Source organism: Hankyongella ginsenosidimutans (assembly GCF_005144965.1).
Lineage (GTDB): Bacteria > Pseudomonadota > Alphaproteobacteria > Sphingomonadales > Sphingomonadaceae > Hankyongella > Hankyongella ginsenosidimutans.
In genome coordinates this window covers 171953-188397 of sequence record NZ_CP039704.1, presented here as the reverse complement: position 1 = coordinate 188397, position 16445 = coordinate 171953, and the positions used below count along the sequence as shown (strand labels likewise).

General features: G+C 65.5%; 20 protein-coding genes and 4 pseudogenes. 5 read left to right on the top strand and 19 right to left on the bottom strand.

What is annotated here, in order from left to right:
• Nucleotides 1-3: 3 nt before the first annotated feature.
• Entirely contained in the window at nt 4-276 is a 273-nt protein-coding gene (locus tag E6W36_RS01130) for an FAD assembly factor SdhE (RefSeq protein ID WP_222873490.1), read from the bottom strand.
• A gap of 59 nt (nt 277-335) precedes the next feature.
• On the opposite strand from E6W36_RS01130, the pseudogene recG reads away from it, so the two are divergent.
• Nucleotides 336-2391, top strand: a pseudogene (gene recG, locus E6W36_RS01125) (ATP-dependent DNA helicase RecG).
• On the opposite strand, the gene E6W36_RS01120 reads toward recG, so the two are convergent.
• Complete coding sequence (locus E6W36_RS01120; RefSeq protein WP_222873489.1) at nt 2343-2999, bottom strand: DUF502 domain-containing protein; 657 nt, start codon at nt 2997-2999, stop codon at nt 2343-2345. The pseudogene recG and the gene E6W36_RS01120 overlap by 49 nt on opposite strands.
• A 190-nt stretch (nt 3000-3189) precedes the next feature.
• Between E6W36_RS01120 and E6W36_RS01115 the strand changes: the two genes are divergently transcribed.
• Complete coding sequence (locus E6W36_RS01115) at nt 3190-3588, top strand: tetratricopeptide repeat protein (protein ID WP_342776734.1); 399 nt, start codon at nt 3190-3192, stop codon at nt 3586-3588.
• Between the two features lie 165 nt (nt 3589-3753).
• Here the strand turns inward: E6W36_RS01115 and E6W36_RS17225 are convergent, their stop codons facing one another.
• The 14 genes and pseudogenes from E6W36_RS17225 to E6W36_RS22675 all read right to left on the bottom strand — a co-directional run.
• Nucleotides 3754-3927 carry a hypothetical protein gene (locus E6W36_RS17225; protein WP_246047916.1) on the bottom strand — a complete coding sequence of 58 codons (174 nt, stop codon included), beginning with the start codon at nt 3925-3927 and terminating at the stop codon, nt 3754-3756.
• Between the two features lie 231 nt (nt 3928-4158).
• Nucleotides 4159-4590: a hypothetical protein gene (locus E6W36_RS17220; protein ID WP_246047914.1), complete on the bottom strand. Its 432-nt coding sequence runs from the start codon at nt 4588-4590 to the stop codon at nt 4159-4161.
• Nucleotides 4533-4835 carry a hypothetical protein gene (locus tag E6W36_RS17215; protein ID WP_246047913.1) on the bottom strand — a complete coding sequence of 101 codons (303 nt, stop codon included), beginning with the start codon at nt 4833-4835 and terminating at the stop codon, nt 4533-4535. Before E6W36_RS17215 ends, E6W36_RS17220 begins: the two co-directional genes overlap by 58 nt.
• 53 nt (nt 4836-4888) lie before the next feature.
• Nucleotides 4889-5050, bottom strand: a complete 162-nt coding sequence (locus E6W36_RS21380) for a hypothetical protein (protein ID WP_342776733.1) — start codon at nt 5048-5050, stop codon at nt 4889-4891.
• Nucleotides 5047-5679, bottom strand: coding sequence for a sterol desaturase family protein (locus E6W36_RS01105; RefSeq protein WP_342776732.1), 633 nt, complete (start codon nt 5677-5679; stop codon nt 5047-5049). Before E6W36_RS01105 ends, E6W36_RS21380 begins: the two co-directional genes overlap by 4 nt.
• 134 nt (nt 5680-5813) lie before the next feature.
• Nucleotides 5814-6356 (bottom strand): LptF/LptG family permease, encoded by a 543-nt coding sequence (locus E6W36_RS20090; protein ID WP_222873487.1) that lies wholly within the window; start codon nt 6354-6356, stop codon nt 5814-5816.
• Nucleotides 6296-6604, bottom strand: a complete 309-nt coding sequence (locus E6W36_RS20085) for an LptF/LptG family permease (protein ID WP_222873486.1) — start codon at nt 6602-6604, stop codon at nt 6296-6298. Before E6W36_RS20085 ends, E6W36_RS20090 begins: the two co-directional genes overlap by 61 nt.
• Entirely contained in the window at nt 6601-6831 is a 231-nt protein-coding gene (locus tag E6W36_RS01090; protein ID WP_222873485.1) for a hypothetical protein, read from the bottom strand. The genes E6W36_RS20085 and E6W36_RS01090 overlap by 4 nt, the downstream gene beginning before the upstream one ends.
• A 102-nt stretch (nt 6832-6933) precedes the next feature.
• A complete protein-coding gene (locus E6W36_RS21375; RefSeq protein WP_342776731.1) occupies nt 6934-7368 on the bottom strand; it encodes an LptF/LptG family permease in 435 nt (144 codons plus the stop codon).
• A complete protein-coding gene (locus tag E6W36_RS21370) occupies nt 7277-8047 on the bottom strand; it encodes an LptF/LptG family permease (protein WP_342776730.1) in 771 nt (256 codons plus the stop codon). The genes E6W36_RS21375 and E6W36_RS21370 overlap by 92 nt, the downstream gene beginning before the upstream one ends.
• A gap of 216 nt (nt 8048-8263) precedes the next feature.
• The gene (gene spt / locus E6W36_RS01080; RefSeq protein ID WP_222873484.1) at nt 8264-9496 is read right to left on the bottom strand and encodes a serine palmitoyltransferase; all 1233 of its coding nucleotides are present in this window, start codon (nt 9494-9496) and stop codon (nt 8264-8266) included.
• A gap of 14 nt (nt 9497-9510) precedes the next feature.
• Nucleotides 9511-9748: pseudogene (locus E6W36_RS22685) on the bottom strand (acyl carrier protein).
• Nucleotides 9745-10728, bottom strand: coding sequence for an NAD-dependent epimerase/dehydratase family protein (locus tag E6W36_RS22680; protein ID WP_246048393.1), 984 nt, complete (start codon nt 10726-10728; stop codon nt 9745-9747). Before E6W36_RS22680 ends, E6W36_RS22685 begins: the two are co-directional and overlap by 4 nt.
• Nucleotides 10729-10791: 63 nt before the next feature.
• Nucleotides 10792-12455 (bottom strand): annotated as a pseudogene (locus E6W36_RS22675) (fatty acyl-AMP ligase); the annotation flags it as partial.
• Nucleotides 12456-12676: 221 nt separating this feature from the next.
• Between E6W36_RS22675 and E6W36_RS22670 the strand changes: the two are divergent.
• A complete protein-coding gene (locus tag E6W36_RS22670; protein WP_425459665.1) occupies nt 12677-13075 on the top strand; it encodes a hypothetical protein in 399 nt (132 codons plus the stop codon).
• Complete coding sequence (locus E6W36_RS22665; protein ID WP_425459664.1) at nt 13042-13215, top strand: hypothetical protein; 174 nt, start codon at nt 13042-13044, stop codon at nt 13213-13215. Before E6W36_RS22670 ends, E6W36_RS22665 begins: the two co-directional genes overlap by 34 nt.
• Here E6W36_RS22665 and E6W36_RS01060 read toward each other — a convergent pair.
• From E6W36_RS01060 to E6W36_RS21345, 3 genes and pseudogenes are all read right to left on the bottom strand, one after another.
• Nucleotides 13205-14803, bottom strand: a complete 1599-nt coding sequence (locus E6W36_RS01060) for an NTP transferase domain-containing protein (RefSeq protein ID WP_222873483.1) — start codon at nt 14801-14803, stop codon at nt 13205-13207. The genes E6W36_RS22665 and E6W36_RS01060 overlap by 11 nt on opposite strands.
• Nucleotides 14800-15200: pseudogene (locus E6W36_RS21350) on the bottom strand (XdhC family protein). The gene E6W36_RS01060 and the pseudogene E6W36_RS21350 overlap by 4 nt, the downstream one beginning before the upstream one ends.
• Before the next feature lie 280 nt (nt 15201-15480).
• Nucleotides 15481-15741, bottom strand: coding sequence for an XdhC family protein (locus E6W36_RS21345; protein ID WP_342776727.1), 261 nt, complete (start codon nt 15739-15741; stop codon nt 15481-15483).
• A gap of 154 nt (nt 15742-15895) precedes the next feature.
• Between E6W36_RS21345 and E6W36_RS01050 the strand changes: the two genes are divergently transcribed.
• A complete protein-coding gene (locus tag E6W36_RS01050; protein ID WP_222873482.1) occupies nt 15896-16099 on the top strand; it encodes a hypothetical protein in 204 nt (67 codons plus the stop codon).
• The last annotated feature ends 346 nt before the right edge of the window (nt 16100-16445 follow it).

Below are 16445 nucleotides of genomic sequence, written 5' to 3'. Positions count from 1 at the left end.
CGGTCAGCGGGCGATGGTGAGATAATCGAGACGCTGCATGGCGTCGAAGAGCGGGCCGCGATAAGCATCGGGGCATGGTGCGGTTCCAATCACCCAGGCCATGATGTCGACGTCGTTTTCCTCCAGCAGGCGTTCGACCCAGGCGATCGCTGCATCGTCGAGGCTGTCCAGATGCTTGTCGACAAAGCCGCCGATCATCAGGTCAGCCTCCTTGGTGCCGCGGTGCCAGGCGCGGAACTGAAGGCGGCGAAGACGGGCGGCGCGGTCGGCGGACACGGTCAATCCTTCCAGGTGGGTGGCGCGAAAGCTTGCGCATGGCTATCAGGGGCAGTCCCATGCGTCCAGAAATCCTGTTCCCTCTATTCGCACCGGTCGCGACACTCAAGGGTGTCGGCGCTGGGGTCGAGCGGCTGCTGGCGCGGCTCGATGTCGCGCGCGTCGTGGATCTGCTGTTTCATTGCCCGGTCGGTCAGGTCGAGCGATTGCCGCTCGCCACACTGGCAGATGCGCCGCTCGACACGCCGGTGATCGTGCCGCTGACCGTGTGCGAGCATCGGCTGGGGCAGGGACGGCGACCGTCCCGCGTGATCGCCGCCGACGACGAACACCGGCTTGTGACGCTCACATTCTTCTCCGACCCCGGCGGCATGATCGGCAAGAAGCTGCCCATCGGCGCGCGGCGGCGCGTCTCCGGCGTGCTGGAACGCTATGCCGGCCAATTGCAGATGGTGCACCCCGACCATATCGCCGATGAGGACGCGGCGATCCCGCTCAGGGAGGCCGTCTATCCCTTGACGGAAGGGCTGACCAACGCGCGGCTGCGCAGCCTGGTCGCCGTGGCGCTCGCCCGTGTGCCGGACCTTCCAGAATGGCACGACCCGGCGCTACTGGCCCAGCGTTCCTGGCCGGACTGGCGTGCGGCACTTGCAGCGCGACATGCCGCGCCGGCGGACAATGCAGCGCGGCAGCGGCTGGCCTACGACGAACTGCTGGCCTCGCAGCTGGCGCTGGTGCTCGTGCGTTCGCGTGCCCGTGCGACCGGCGGCCGCGCGTTGCCCCCGGAGCGCGCGCATCCGCTTTCGCTGCCTCCCTGCCGTTCACCCTGACCCCTGCGCAGCAGCGCTGCATTGCAGAGATCGGCGCCGATCTGGCTGCGGACAAGCCGATGCTGCGCCTGCTGCAGGGCGATGTCGGCGCGGGCAAGACGGTGGTCGCGCTGGCGGCGGCCTGCCAGGCGATCGACGCCGGCAGTCAGGTTGCCTTCCTCGCCCCGACCGAGATCCTCGCCCGCCAGCATTTTGCAACGCTTGAGACTTTGTGCAGGCCGCTTGGGATCCGTATCGCCCTGCTGACCGGGCGCGACCGCAAAGCCGAGCGCGCAGCGACCCAGGCAGCGGTCGCGGGTGGCGAAGTAGACCTGATCGTCGGGACGCACGCGCTGTTTCAGGATGCCATCGAATACCGGGCGTTGGGACTGGTCGTCATCGACGAGCAGCATCGTTTCGGCGTCGCCCAGCGGCTGGCGCTCACCGCCAAGGCTGCCTGGACGCCACATCTTCTGGCCATGACTGCAACGCCGATCCCGCGCACGCTGACCCTGGCGCTCTATGGCGACATGGATGTGTCGCGGCTCGATACGCGTCCGCCGGGACGTCAAAGCATCGACACCCGGGTGGTGCCGCTTGAGCGACTTGACGACGTCTATGACGGGCTGGCGCGCGCGCTGGCATCCGGCGCGCAGGCCTTTGGGTTTGCCCGCTGGTTGATGAGTCGGAGAAGACGGACCTGGCGGCGGCCGAAGCGCGCGCCGAGGCGCTGCGACAGCGTTTCGGGGCGCAGGTCGGGCTTGTGCACGGCAAGCTCTCCGGTCCCAGCAAGGATGCAGCCATGGCGGCGTTCGTTGCCGGCGAGACGCGTATCCTGGTGGCCACCACGGTGATCGAGGTCGGCGTCGATGTGCCGGCCGCCACCTTGATGGTTATCGAGCAGGCCGAGCGTTTCGGGCTGGCGCAACTGCACCAGCTGCGCGGGCGCGTCGGGCGCGGATCGCAGGCGTCGGTCTGCCTGCTGCTGCGCGGCTCCCAGCTGTCGGAAGCGGCGCGGGCACGGCTGAAGCTGATGCGCGAGACGGATGACGGCTTTCGTATCGCCGAGGAAGATCTGCGGCTGCGCGGCAGCGGCGAACTGCTCGGCACCCGGCAATCCGGCCTGCCGCAGTTCCGGTTGGCCGACCTGGCCCTGGACGGCGATCTGCTGGCCATGGCGCGCGATGATGCCCGCTTGACGGTCACGCGCGACCCGCAACTGCGCACACCACGCGGCCAGGCGCTGCGCGTGCTGCTTTACCTGATGGAGCGGGACTCCGCCGTGCCTTTGCTGCGCTCCGGCTGATTGCCGGCGATCCCAAGCGAAACCACCGAGCTGAGCGCTTCATCGACCGGCATGTCAACGGCGATCAACTGGCTGCGCGGCATGACGGTCAGGAAGCCGGCATAGGCGCTGGGTGCTGTCGGGATATAGACATAGACCCACGCCTCCCCGGACTTCATGGCGCTGGCAACGCTGGGTGGGGCCTTGCCGGTGACGAATGCGATCGAGCGCACATCCGGGTGCGGGAAGGGCGCCAGCACCACCTCGCGGAACGACACGGCATCCGGGCTGATGACGGTATCGAACACCTGCTTGACGGGGTTGTAGATCGAGCGGATGACCGGCAACCGGGTTACCAACCCTTCCCACAGGCTGACCAGCCAGCGCCCCATGACGTTGCCGAGCACGGCGCCAACCAGCGTCAGTGCCGAGATGACGAGGATCAGCCCCAAACCCGGGACCGCAAAGCTGCGCCACCCGGGCGGAAACAGCGGCTCGACCCAGCCGTCGATCAAACGAATGGTTGTAATCACCAAATAGGCCGTGATCAGAACCGGTGCCGTCAAAACCAGCCCGTTCAGGAAATATGTCCTCAGCCGTGCCGCCAGCGAGGCTTGAACGCGACGCACATGGTCGCCTATACGGGGCGAGGAAGCAGACATTTGCCATTGTCTTGCCGTTTTCTGGCGCTATTACAAGTCGTAGCCATGAGAAAAGAATCGTATTCGGCGCATTGAGTTTTACGGCGGCTGCGAGCCTGATGGCGGCGGCGGCCGTGGGCCATAAAACCAGACGTCGCAAGCACTCCGCTTCGCGACAATGGCTTATATGGCTGGAGATGTAACGCGTGCGCAACATTTCTTCGACACCTTGGCGCGGCAAGGTGTCCCGGAGGCGCAGACGGCTCTCGGCAAGATGGCGCTCGCTGGCGAAGGCGTGCCGCGGCATCCGGGAATTGCGGCAGTCTGGTTTTACAAGGCTGCGCAGGCAGGCGATGCCGACGCACAACTCATGCTCGCAAATCAGTTCTCATCCGGTGTTGGCGTATCGCGCGATTTGGAACAGGCTTACCTCTGGGCGCGATTGGCGCAACAGCGCGGCGACCCGAAGGTTGTCGAGGCTGCCGGGGATGTGATCAGGCTGGCACGTGTCGAGCTTCCAGCGGACACGCTTTTCGGACTCGACGCCGACGTGCGCGCCTGGCGCGGCGCGCCCTAGGGCCTTTCCGACTGAGCTTGAGGCACTTGTGTTTAAGTGCCTCAAGCGAAAGCGGCAACAAAGGCTCTCACTTTTGCACAGACCCTTCTTGTCCGTTTTGATTGCCTCGCAAAAGTGATTCAATCAAAAACGGGAAGGGTCTAAGCATCCTCCGGTGATCGATATCTACGCAAGCGGCTTGCTGTAGATGCGATAAGTCTTGTCGATCCGGCTACCTATCATTTCCAGGATGCCGCGCATCGGCAGATTATCCTCGAGAATCCAGGACAATTCGGCTTCCTGCGCCCCCATGGCATGTCCAGCCTGGATCCGGGTCGCCTCGATCATGGCCAGCGCCATGAGGCCCCCAGCGCGTCTTCTGGTAGGCGGGGCGCACGCCCATGAGGGGCACGCGGACGTATTGCGACTTCGGATTTTTCAATCGCCAGAAAAGTTTGAGGAATCCGAACGGGAACAGGTTGCCGTTCAGGTCGTGGGTGTACTCGTTGATGTTTGGCAGGGTCAGCATGAAGGCGACCGGTTCGCCATCATGTTCGCAAATCTTCACATACTCCGGCAGGATGATCGGCCTCAGCTTCTTGGCAGCGAAAGCGATCTCGCGTGGCGTGAGCGGAATGAACCCCAGTTGACGCCCCAGCTTTCATTCAAAATGCTCAGAACATTCTGCAGCTCAACGTCGAAATTCTTCTTGTCGGCATTACGCAGGCGGAAATTCTTGTCTAAGCCAAGCTTTTCCAGGGCGCGACGGGCCGTCGGGAACGACTCATGGAGTGGCACGAGATAGGCGTAGAGGTCACGCTCCTTGGCATAGCCCTGGGCTTCGACCAGCGCGCCGGCATAGGGCCGCGCATGGCCCATCATGATGCAGGGCCGGCGTGCGAACCCTTCGATCAACAGGCCGGGTTCATCCCAGATCGACAGGCTGAACGGCCCGAGCGCACGGGTCATACCCTGATCGCGCAGCCAGGCTTCAGCGGCGCCGAACAGGGCGGCAGCGACCATCGGGTCATCGATCGAGTCGAAAAACCCCATTGGCCGGTTCCTTGACCCATGTGCGTCTGAACCAGATCGCACAGCTGCGCGCTGATCCGCCCGACCGGCTTGCCATCGCGGAGCGCCAGAAAATAAGCGGCGCTGGCATGCTCGAAATACGGATTGGCCCTGCGGTCGAGCAGGCCTTTCACTTCGCTGCGCAGCGGTGGCGTCCAGGCGGGGTCGCCCGCGTAGAGCGACCAGGCGAGTTCCACGAAGCTATTGAGGTCGGCCGAACTTTCGACGCGCCTGACAGCGATGGACGGCGTCAAGCGGCGTCTGCGACGTCAGTGTTCGCGACATCGGGCTTTGCTTGCCGGCGGCCGCGCGGGGTGCCGAGCCAGACACCGCCCGAAAGGCGCGCGACCCATGGGTACCGCGCGGCCTCTGCATCCGTATAGCCGAGGTTGAACACGGTCGGCGATTTCACCGGGCGTTCCTCCCGCTCGTAGAAGGTGCCGAACAGGCGATCCCAAAAGAAGTTTGTGATGCCGAAATTGCCTTTTCATCCTGGAAATGGTGGGCCATGTGGCGCGCCTTCATATCGGCCAGGAACTTGTTTTTCGGTTTGTAGGGCAGATGCTGTACGCAGTGGCAGAATTCGTAGAAACAGGTCCAGACCAGACCCGCCGCCAGCGCCGCCGCCGCGCCGCCGCGGCCCTCCAGCGCATAACCGATCGGGACGGTTGCAAGCACAATGGTCGGCAGCGTCGTGTAGAGCGCGCCGAACAAAACCTCCAGGTGATGCGGATCCTGGTGGTGATCGTAGTGGATGCGCTTCCACATGGCGGCGGTCAGCGGCGAGCGATAGAGCCAGGCACCGTGCAGGACCCAGCGATGGAGCACATACCAGAGCAGCGGGTAGAACAGGATCGCCGCCAGCACAGACGCGCCGGACATGACGGGGCTTGTCGTCCAGGCTATCGCAGCCCAGGCGCTCAGTGCGGCCAGAGCCAGATACGCTTGGATTGTGTAGTGCTGGAAGTAGGCGACGACTAGATCGCGCAAGGTCATCTTGCTGAGGTTGTGGCTCTTGTTCCAGAAGTTCAGCAAAGCCATCGGCCTTCACTCCGTCGGTTGCTCCATCCGGTCGCGATGGACGCCTACTATGGCGATTTTACGGCAGGGCGTGGCCCTATTCCTCGGTCCTGAACAGGATGCTCTCGCCGATCAGAATGAACAGCAGCAGCGGCTCATGCCGCCATGAGCGGTGGCGCCGCGCCGAATTCGCCCATCGCGATCATGAAATTATCGGCGACGAAATAGGCAAAGCCGGTCGCCATGCCGATGACCACGCGGATGAACAGCTTGCCCGAGCGCGCCAGGCCGAACCCGGCCACGGCACCGAGCAAGGGCATGATGATCGAGGACAGCGGGCTGGCGAATTTGTGGTACAGTCCGGCCTCCAGCGTCTCCACGGGCAGCCCGGCGCTGCGTCGCTCCCCGATGGCACGCATCAATGTCCAGAGCGGCGCTTCATTGGGGCGGATGCTGGCGACCAGAAAGCGTGCCGGATCAATGTCGGTGGTCCAGCGTGTGGTGTCGAGGGCACGGGTCTCGCCACTTTTGACATCGGTGGTTTTCACGCCGAACAGGGACCAGTTGCGCCCGGCATGCACGGCGCGATCAGCGCTGACGATCCTGCTCAGCTTCGTGTCGCTGCGCATGTCGTAAATCAGCACGTCGCTGAGCTCGATTGTGGCGCCGATCCGCCTGGCGCTTGATGCTTTGACCACGGTGCCGCCGTCCGAGACCCAGAGCGCCCGGCGCCGGTATCGCCGTCGGGCATGCTGGCATAATCCACATCTTTCCAGGCGGTCAGCTTACGGGTTGCATCCGCCGTCCAGAATTCGTTCACAGCCATATGCCCGACGGCCAGCAGGGACGCGGCGATCATCAGCGGTGCCAGAATCCGATGCGCGGACATGCCGGATGCTTTCAGGATCGTGATCTCGCTGTTCTGGGCGAGCGTCGACAGGGTCAAAAGCGATCCAAGCAGAACGGCGAACGGCAAAACTGGGTGACGAGCTGAGGCAGCCGCCATGTGAGGTATCGCAGGATTTCCGACGTGCCGTTGCCGTCAACCGCCAGGATACGGCTGGACTCCTGGAGCAGGTCAAGGCTCTGCAGCACCAGGATCAGCCCGCCCAGAAAGGCCAGACTGCGCACGAGCAGCATCTTGCCAAGATAGAGGCTGAGGGTCCGGGGCATCGTCCGCGACATACTCAGGCCCTCTGGAAGCGCCGCATGCGGCGTGTCGAGAGCAGTTTGGCGATGGCCTTGCTCGCTTTGTTGAACTGCCGGTCGATCACGTCAAGCGGGGTGGTCGGGGCGGAACGCCAGCAATCCGAACAGCCAGAACGAAGTGATCGCGAAGACTGCAAACGGCAGCCATTGCGCCGGCACGACCGGCAAGTCGCCCAGTGCGCCCGCCCGTTCCGCGAATTCGGAGACCTTGTTGTAGGTCACAAGCCCGACCACGCCCAGAAACACGCCGAGCGCGGAACCGCTGCGCTTGGCGGGAATCGCAAGGCCGAGGGCAAAGAACGGCAGGATCAACAGGACGGCAGGCTGGATCAGCCGGCGTTGCAGATTGGCGTCGAAAACCCGATGCAGCGTGGGGTCGATCCGCGTCTGTTCGACGCGGCTGGCTAATTCATCGAGTGTCAGTTCCAGCTCCTCGCCGCCGCGCCCGGAAGGCGGGACTGTCCGGCAGCTTGATCGGCATGTCGCGAACGGCGAAATCAAGCAGGCGTGGGCTGGCAAGCTTGCCGCCGGTCATCGCCAGCGTTCCATCATGCAGCCGGAACAGGATGATGTTGGGGTCGTCGGTTTTCAGGAACTCGCCGCTTCTGGCGGTGGCGGTGATCAGCCGCCCGCCTTTGTCGGTCGTGCTGGCGAAGACGCCCAGGAGCTCTTTGCCTTTGCCGCGCGCCTCGTCGATCCGCAGCGTCACGCTGTCGCCGAGGTTCGCGAATTCGCCGACCTTGATCGTTGCGCCGAGCGCACCGGAGCGCAGCTCGAAACGCAGGCCCTCATAGGCGTAGCGGCTCAGCGGTGCGAGGTAGCCGACGACGCCGATATTCACGAACACCAGCAGCATCGCGAACAGCATCGGCACTTTCAGCAGCCGCACATAGGATTGGCCGGTGCCGAGGATGGCGTCGAGCTCGCTGTTGGCGGCCAGCCGGCGAAAGGCGAGCATGATGCCGAGCAGCAACCCGATCGGGATGCCAAGGCTCAGATACTCCGGCACGGTGTTGGCGAGCAGCCGCCAGACCACGGACACCGGGCCACCTTCGTTCACGACGAAATCGAACAGCCGCAGCATCTTATCGAGGAGCAGGAGCATCGCCGAGATCAGCATCGTCGCCAGGAATGGCGTGAAGATCAGGCGCGCGATGTACCGATCAATGGCTGTAAACATGAAGAACGTCTGCTGCGCGCTCTGGTGAGTGGAACAGCCTCTCTAGACCCTTCCGTTTTTGATTGAATCACTTTTGCGTGGCAATCAAAAGCGGACAAGAAGGGTCTACACAAGAGTGAGCCTTTCTTATCGCTCTCGATTGCGGCACTTCAACACAAGTGCCTCAATCTCAGTCGGAAAGGCTCTAGCGGCTCGACGGACAAACGTCACATGATTTCAAGACGAACCGGCGACATTCACGCGGCGGCGCGCGCCTCGGCCGCGGCCACGAGCGCGCGCACGGAAGCAAAGCCTCAGGATCGCTGCGACCTGGGCGTCGCTGTGCTCCGCGCATACGGACATGCGCAGCAGATACATGCCCGCAGGGGTCGCAGGCGGGCGCGCCATGTTCACGTAAACGCCAGCCTCCAGCAGGCGGGTCCAGGCGGCGATGGTCGTCTCCTGATCCGGCATCAGGATGGCGACAATTGCCGATTCCGGCTTGTCGGTTCCCAACCTGAAGCCAAGGTCGATCAGCCCGCCATGGAGGCGCTTGGTCGCGCGCCACAGCTGCGCCCGCTTGTCTGCGCAGGCAGTCGCGATCAGCTCGATCGCGCGGCGCGCGGTCGCGACGACGGATGGCGGCAACGAAGCCGTGAAGACGTACGGACGGCACAGCAGCCGCAGGATCTCGAACTTCGGATGGTTGGAGACGCAGAAGCCGCCGACCGTGCCGACGCTCTTGGAGAAGGTGCCGACAACGAAGTCCACGTCCGCCCCTTGCTCTTCGAACACGCCGCGGCCGTGCGCGCCGAAGAAGCCCATCGCGTGCGCCTCGTCGTCGAGGATCATGGCACCGTGTCTGCGGGCGACGGCGCAGAGTTCTGTCAAACGCCCGACATCACCCAGCATCGAATAGACACCCTCGACCACCACCAGCTTGCCGGCGTCCGCAGGCAGGCGGCCAAGCCGCTTGTCGAGGTCGGCCGGATCGTTGTGCTTGAAGCGCACGATGTCCGCCGTGCCCAGGGCGCAGCCATCGTAGATCGAGGCGTGGCTGTCGGCGTCCAGCAGGATGTATTCGCCCTTGCCGACCAGGGTCGAGCAGATGCCGAGATTGGCCTGGTAGCCGGTCGAGAACACCATGGCGTGGGCGACGCCGTAGAAATCGGCGAGCGTGCGCTCCAGGGCCTTGTGGCCGCTGTAGGTGCCATTGAGAACCCGCGAACCGGTGGTGCCGCTGCCGAACTGCGCCAGCGCCTGCTGTCCGGCCGCGATGACCTCAGGATGGAAGGTCAGGCCCATGTAATTGTAGGTGCCGGCCAGGATCGTCGGCCGGCCGTTGATGGTCGCCTCGGTCGGCGAGTGCACTTCGTCCATGACGATGCCGACCGGATTGGCGGCGCGATTGCCGGACAGCGCCAAAACCTCTGCGATCGCCGGGTCGAACTTATCGAACAGATCAGCCACGTGGAGTCTCCCGGTCAGCGCGCGCGGATTTCGCGCACGGCGTTGGCGACATCGCCGACCGTCTCCAGGTCCGGCAGACGGTTGAGCGGCAGCGTGATGTCGAATTCGTCCTCGATCGCCGCCACCAGGTCCATGACCGTCAGCGATCGAACTCGAGGTCGGTCGCAAAGCGGGTGGTCGCCTCCAGGGGATGCCCTTCTTGTTGTAGGCGGCGATCACGCCGGTCAGGCGGTCGAATACATCGTCGGTCATGGTGTCCAGTCTTGGCGTGGTGCGTGCGTCAGGATTGACGGCGCTTCATGGAGAAAACAAGGCAGCTTAAAGCCACTTGTGTGCAAGGTACCAGGCTGCAGTGTCGGCGAGGCCGCGCGCAGCCGGGATTTGCGCAGCCCAGCCGGTAGCGTCTGCCAGGGTCGTGTCGGTGCTGGCCCATCCGTCGTGATACAGTTCGGCGACCTTGCCGCGGGTGAGGATGCCAGGCGCGCTGCGCCAGCCAGCGATCTGCTCGGCGATCGTCGCCACGCGTTCGGCCAGCGAGCGGGGATGTGCAGCACTCTTGGCGTTTTCCCAAGCGCTGCGCCGATCATGCGGAAAATCTCAAGCTGCGTGTAGCCGCCGCCGGGCGCGCCGTCGTGCAGGTCGGCGACGATGCCCCGGCCCTGTGTCAGGCCGGCCAGCACCGCCGACGCGACGTCCGCCACATGCACCACTGCGGCGCGCGCCTCTGAGAAAACCGGGGCAACGCCCCACTTCACCGCCTGGAACAGCGAAAGCGTCGCCCTGTCGCCCGGCCCATAGACGGCACCGGGGCGCAGGATCAGCCAATCCAGCCCGCTCTCCATCACGGCCCGCTCGGCTGCCGCCTTGCTGCCGGCATAGGCGGAGAGCGAAGGCGCGCGCGCCGCAAGCGAGGAGATATGGACGAAGCGCAATGCACGGCCGGCGCAGGCATCAAGCAGTCGCTTCGTGCCGAGCGCATTGACTTCCAGAAACCCTTGCGCATCCAGCGCTTTGATCGCGCCGGCGCAGTGGATGACGACATCTGCGCCGTCTGTCAGAGCACGCAGGCTGTCGGGCGTCCGCAGGTCGCCGCGAATCCAGGTGATGCCTGGCAGGTCGGGCCGGTCGACACGGGCGAGCGTGCGCACCGGATATCCGGCGGCGGTAAGGGCGGACAGGATGGCAGCGCCGACAAAGCCGGTGCCGCCGGTCAAGGCTACAGTTTGCAACACGGTTCGAATGTGCGCGGGTACGCCGTCGAACTCAAGCGGCGGCTGCGTCGAGCGCTGCCATCTCCCGGAGAGAAACTGGCTGCGCGCCTTGCTGCGCGCCAGCTTGCCGGATGAGGTGCGGGGCAGGGCGCGCGGACCCACCAGTTCGACCTGCGCCAGCAGGCCGGTGTGACGCTGCACACCATCCTTGATCGCATCGACGAGCTGCGCGCGCGCCTGCGGCTCGCTGATCCGGCACTGCACCAGGATCATGATGCGGTCGTCGCCCTGGCCATCGCCGACTCCGAAGGCGGCGATATCACCATGCTTCAGGCCGCTCGCCTGTTCCGCCGCCCACTCGATGTCTTGCGGGTAGAGGTTGCGGCCGTTGATGATGATCATGTCCTTGATGCGGCCGACGATGAACAGCGACTCGCCGCGCATGTAGCCCATGTCGCCGGTGTCGAGCCAGCCGTCAGCCGTCAGCACGGCGCTGGTCAGGTCCGGATCGCGGAAATAGCCGGCCATGACGCTGGGGCCATGCACCCAGACCTTGCCGACTTCGCCGTCGCCGAGAATGCCGCCATCGGCACCGCGAATTTCGATACGGTGGCCGGGGATGACGACTCCGCAGTCGACGAAATCGCGTGTGCCGCGCGTCTCGCTGCCGCTGGCGTTGAGGCCGGCGAGCTTGGCGGCATCGATGCTGTCGGTGCACACGCCAGCCCCACGCGGCACGAAGGTGACCGCCAGGGTGGTCTCCGCCAGCCCGTAGCAGGCGACGAATGCGCCCGGATCGAAGCCGACCTTGCCGAAGGTCTCGATGAAGCGGTTCATGATATCCGGGCGGATCATGTCGCCGCCGCTGCCGGCCACTTTCCAGCGCGACAGGTCGAGCCGGGCCAGCACATCGGCGCCCGCGCGCCGTGCCGTGATGTCATAGCCGAAGGCCGGGCTGAACGAGATCGACCGGTGCGGGTTGCGGCTGATCAGGTCGAGCCAGATCAGCGGCCGGCGCACGAACTCGTCCGTCGGCAGGTAGTCCATCGATACCTGGCAGGTCAGCGGGGTCAGAAAGTTCCCGACCAGGCCCATGTCGTGATAGAGCGGCAGCCAGTTGATGCCGCGATCGTCCGGCTCCAGGCCGACACCGAACGCGCCTTGCCCGTAGCAATTCGCCATGATGGAGCGATGGGTGACCATGATGCCGTGCGGGAAGCGCGTGCTGCCGGAGGAATATTGCAGGTAGGCGACATCGTCCGGCTTGGCCGCGGGCAGGTCGCCGGTTGCCGGCGGCACGGCGGCGAGCGCGTTCCAACTGCCGGCGAGGCAGCCGTCGATTGGCTCGGCGGCCTGGCGGACCAGTTCCACGAGTTCGGGTGGCGACAGCACGAGCACAGGGTCGCAGCTCTGGAGCTGGGTGCGATCTGGTCGATGTAGCCCTCCCGGCCGCCGAAGGTCGTCGGCAGCGGCAGCGGGGTCGGCAGGGCGCCGGCATAGACGGCGGCACAGAAGCTGATGAGGAACCCGGGCGAGGTCTCGGCAATCAGGGCGACCCGGTCGCCGGGCTTGACGCCAAAGCCGATCATGCGGCGGGCGAGGTCGATCGCCTCGCGCCGCAGCTGGCTGTAGGGCAGCACGGCTAGCAACTGGCCGCGCGCATTATAGAAATTGGCGCCGCGTACGCCTTGCGCCGCATAGTCGATGGCGTCCGTCAGCGTGGCGAAGTCGGCGAAACGGCGGGGCATCGGGCATTGCGTGGGGTCGGGGTCAGCGCTGCGTCATGCTCTGTATCGGAGGCCGTACCGGCGTCACGAATGGCTTTCGCTTCAGATTTCAGGGTCATTCCCGGTCACTCACCCTCGTTCGACACGCACGGATTGCTGGCTCAGGCGGTATGACCTGATTCATGAGGCCATTGCGCAATGGGAAGGTCAAAGTTCGACCCGACTGTGGCAAGAAGATGGCCATGACAATTGATGAGACATCCAGGGACGCGGAAATCCGCAAACTTGAGGAACGCGCGTTCGCCTACGTCGCGCGCTACGCCTGCAGCGAGCAGCGCTTGCGCCGCTATCTGGAGCGGGCGATCCGCCGCGGCGGGCTCGTGCCGCCCGAGCAGGCCGCCCCTATATCGGGCCGATCGTCGACAAGCTTCGCCAGCTCGGCGCGCTTGACGACAGTGCTTTCGCGCACGCCCGGGCGCAGTCGCTTGCGCGGCGCGGGCAGGGCAAGCCCAGCATTGCTGCGCGACTGGCTGCTGACGGCATCGACCGTACGCGCGTTGCCGCATCGCTTGATGATATCGACGCGATCGAGGCGGCCGTCCGCTTCATGCAGCGCAGGCGGTTCGGCCCATACCGCCTGAAAGCGGCGGATGACTCAACGGCCCGGCGCGAACTGGCGGCCATGGCGCGGGCCGGCCATCCGCCCGATCTGGCGCGCCGGCTGCTCGGCTGTGCGGACGATGCGGCGTTGACGGCGCTGGTGGAGGAACTCAGCGCCTGAGAGGCCACATGGCCTGCAGCGCTGCGTACGCCTGCGGCGTATCGACATCGGCGAGGACGCCGGGGTCGTCGACTGGCACGGCCAGGGTCCGCAGACGGTTCGCCGCCAACAGCCCGCGCGCGCCGGTATCGCCGCTCAGCGCCGCCAGCGCGGCAAAATGGGCGCGGCCCCAGAGCACCGGATGTCCTCGCGTCTCCTCGTACAGGGGATAGACGATATCCCGGCCGCGCTCGGGGTCGAAGGCCGCGATCAAGCCGCGGATCGTCTCCGGATCGATGGACGGCATGTCGCCAAGCATGACCAGTGCGCCGTCCCAGTCCGCAGGGATCGCGCGCGCCGCCTCGGCCAGGGTCGCGCCCATCCCGTCGGCAAAGCATGCCGCATGCGCCTGCATGATCGGCAGGCCCTCAAGGGCTGCCGTGACAGTCTCGCTTTCGTGTCCAAGCATCGCCAGCACCGGCAGTTCCGCCGCCAGCGCTGCCTCGACCGTGCGCCGCACGACCGGCGCGCCACCCAGGTCGAGCAGCAACTTGTTCGCACCCATGCGGCGGGACAGGCCGGCCGCGAGGACGATGGCGCCAATCGTGAGACGCGGCGGCCGGGCACGCGGGATGCCGCGCTCGGCTGTATCATCCAGCAAGCCGCCAACACCCATGCGTGCGATGTCCCCTGAGCCGACAGGCTGGCCCGCCAGCAGGCGCTCCAGCACCAGATCGACGCCGTTGCGCTTGGGAGAGCGCGCGCATCCAGGCAGGCCGATGACTGCGCGGCCGTCGAGCCAGCCGAGGCAGAGCAGGTTGCCGGGGTCAACGGGCATGCCGACGCGCTCGACATGCCCGCCCGCCCGGCGGATGGCCTCCGGAATGATGTCGCGCGGGTCGATGGTCGCCGATGCGCCTTGTACCAGCAGGAGGCTGCCCGCCGGGGCCTCGGACAATGCTTTGGCCAGCGCATCCACCGTGTGCGGGACGGTGGGCAAGATCGTCATCGTGCTGCCGAGCCGCGCCAGTCGCTGGCGGAGTACGCGCTCGGTTTTGCCGAACAGCTTCTCGTTCGGGTCGTCCAGGTAGGTTTGAACCAAGGCAGCGGGTTGGCCCCGATATGCAGCGACGGACACGCTGGGCGCATGACATGCGGCACATGCAGCGGTCACCAGCGTCTGTGGCACGGCATAAGGGATGACCTTGACCGTGGCGACGATCTCTCCGGCGCGCACAGCGGCGCAGGCCGCTCTGGTGGCGATGGTCAGCGCCGGGTCGAGCCGGTTGACCGCGTCGAGCACATCTATGTCGAGCAGGCACAGGCCGTCCGCGCCTGCGCGGATATTGCAGCGCCCGTGAACCGGCGGTTCCACCATGCAGCCGTCGCCGGCCAGGCGTGCGGCAAGCTGGGCAGCGGCGGCGTCCTCCGCAACATCGCCGGCTTCGAGTCGCGCGACGATCACGGTCTCGATGGCGGCGGCATGCAGGGCATCGATGTCCGCTGGCGAGAGCAGGCGGCCCTTCGGCCACCAGGCCGCACCGACCCGCAGTCCATGCGCAAGAATGGTGCCCGCCGCCGACTCGCTGGGGTTGGGTCCGAAAATCAAGCGAGTACTCCACGCCGCGCGGCAGTCAATTGCGCGGCGACCGATACGGCGATCTCCGCCGGCGTGGCGGCGCCGATGCTGAGGCCCGCCGGGCCATGAATGCGCACGAGCGCCTGCGGAGCGAAGCCGGCTGCCCCAGGCGCTCCAACCGCGCTGCATGGGTTTTGCGCGAGCCGAGCGCTGCAATGTAGAAGGCTGGTGATCGCAGCGCGGCCATGAGTGCGGGGTCGTCCAGCTTGGGATCGTGCGTCAGCGCAACGACGGCGGACGCTGCGTCCGGCTGCCAGGCGTCCAGCGCTTCGTCCGGCCAGCGGGTGTCTATGGTGGCACCGGGAAAGCGTTCTGGCGTCGCAAACTGGCGGCGTGGGTCGATCACGGTCACATCGTAGCCGAGCATGCGCATGATTGGCGCGAGATGCTGCGCAATATGTGCTGCCCCGATGATGGCGAGGCGCGGCGCAGGGCCGTAGCGCAAGCGCAGGCCCGTGCCGGCGTGTGCACCATCCTGCGCGGCGAGGCGCGCGCCGTCTTCGTCAAGATCAAGCACCGTATCGGTAGCGGACAGGGTTCTCGCCAGCAGGTTCGGGTCGAAGCCGCCGGGGCGCACCGCCTGCAGCAACACGGTGATTCGCCCGCCGCAGGCAAGGCCAACCCGCCACGCAACATCGTCCGCGACATCAAAATCCAGAGTTTTGCCGTGCGGGCCGGCCGGGCTCCCCAGTATTGCAAGCGCTTCTGCGATGACTTCCCCTCGACGCAGCCGCCGCTGACAGAGCCAGCGATCGCCCCTGCTCGTCGATGACCATCTGCGCGCCCACGCGGCGTGGCGCGGAACCCCAGGCCGATGCAACGGTGGCAATGGCAACGGCGCGGCCAGCAGCCAGCCAGCTATGCGCGGCGCTTAACAAGGTCCGCCAATCCGGATCCGCCTCAACCATCGATCTGTCGCATCCTTGACGGGGCGAGGCCCAGACTCAGCCCGAGGGTCGCTTGAAAAGTCCACGCCGGCCTGCAGGCACCGACGCGCACTGTCGCCGAATGGAAAACTCCACCCGCCGCTACACGCTCAAGCCGCCATAGAATAGCTGTCGCATGGGCGTCCAGCTGCGCAAGTGCGTTCTCGATATCGGCAGGATCAGCGTCATGGAGCGTGGCCAGGAGTTGAATGCGCATGCCGGACGCAGCGGCCTGCGACTCGATGCGCAGGCTGGCATGGAAAACGCGCGTCCGCCGGACAATGACCTGGAGTTCGATCTCCGCGATCGCGCCTTCCTTGCGAACGATCGCCCAGATTGAGGCGTAAGCCCCGCAGCAGAGGGCAGTTCATAAATGCCCTCGTACTCGCGCTCGTCCAGCCGGGAGAAGCGCCGACACGCTGGAAGCAGCGCCTCGATAACGCGTGCATCCAGGAAACTTTGCCAGAAAGCCGAGGGTTTGATCCTTATGGTGAAACGTCCGGAGTGCGCCATTCAGGTCATCCAGTCGGCAGGCTACGCGAAACACCGTGTTCTAGCACGATTTTGTGCGGTGCAGCAATGCGCCGGTCCGGCCTGCCTGGAAGGTAAAGCGTGTGCTTTGTGCAACCAAGCCGTTGTGGCCTCTCAGAAAATGCAAGGCTTGGACGCAATAAATTTTGAGAGTT

What these genes read in the sequence shown, in the direction of transcription:
- E6W36_RS01115 (WP_342776734.1), top strand. Translation starts at nt 3,190, where the DNA reads ATGGCTTATATGGCTGGAGATGTAACGCGTGCGCAACATTTCTTCGAC.
- E6W36_RS17225 (WP_246047916.1), bottom strand. Translation starts at nt 3,927, where the DNA reads ATGGCGCTGGCCATGATCGAGGCGACCCGGATCCAGGCTGGACATGCC.
- E6W36_RS17220 (WP_246047914.1), bottom strand. Translation starts at nt 4,590, where the DNA reads ATGGTCGCTGCCGCCCTGTTCGGCGCCGCTGAAGCCTGGCTGCGCGAT.
- E6W36_RS01105 (WP_342776732.1), bottom strand. Translation starts at nt 5,679, where the DNA reads ATGGCTTTGCTGAACTTCTGGAACAAGAGCCACAACCTCAGCAAGATG.
- E6W36_RS01090 (WP_222873485.1), bottom strand. Translation starts at nt 6,831, where the DNA reads ATGCCCCGGACCCTCAGCCTCTATCTTGGCAAGATGCTGCTCGTGCGC.
- E6W36_RS21370 (WP_342776730.1), bottom strand. Translation starts at nt 8,047, where the DNA reads ATGTTTACAGCCATTGATCGGTACATCGCGCGCCTGATCTTCACGCCA.
- E6W36_RS22670 (WP_425459665.1), top strand. Translation starts at nt 12,677, where the DNA reads ATGACAATTGATGAGACATCCAGGGACGCGGAAATCCGCAAACTTGAG.
- E6W36_RS22665 (WP_425459664.1), top strand. Translation starts at nt 13,042, where the DNA reads ATGCAGCGCAGGCGGTTCGGCCCATACCGCCTGAAAGCGGCGGATGAC.
- E6W36_RS21345 (WP_342776727.1), bottom strand. Translation starts at nt 15,741, where the DNA reads ATGGTTGAGGCGGATCCGGATTGGCGGACCTTGTTAAGCGCCGCGCAT.
- E6W36_RS01050 (WP_222873482.1), top strand. Translation starts at nt 15,896, where the DNA reads ATGGGCGTCCAGCTGCGCAAGTGCGTTCTCGATATCGGCAGGATCAGC.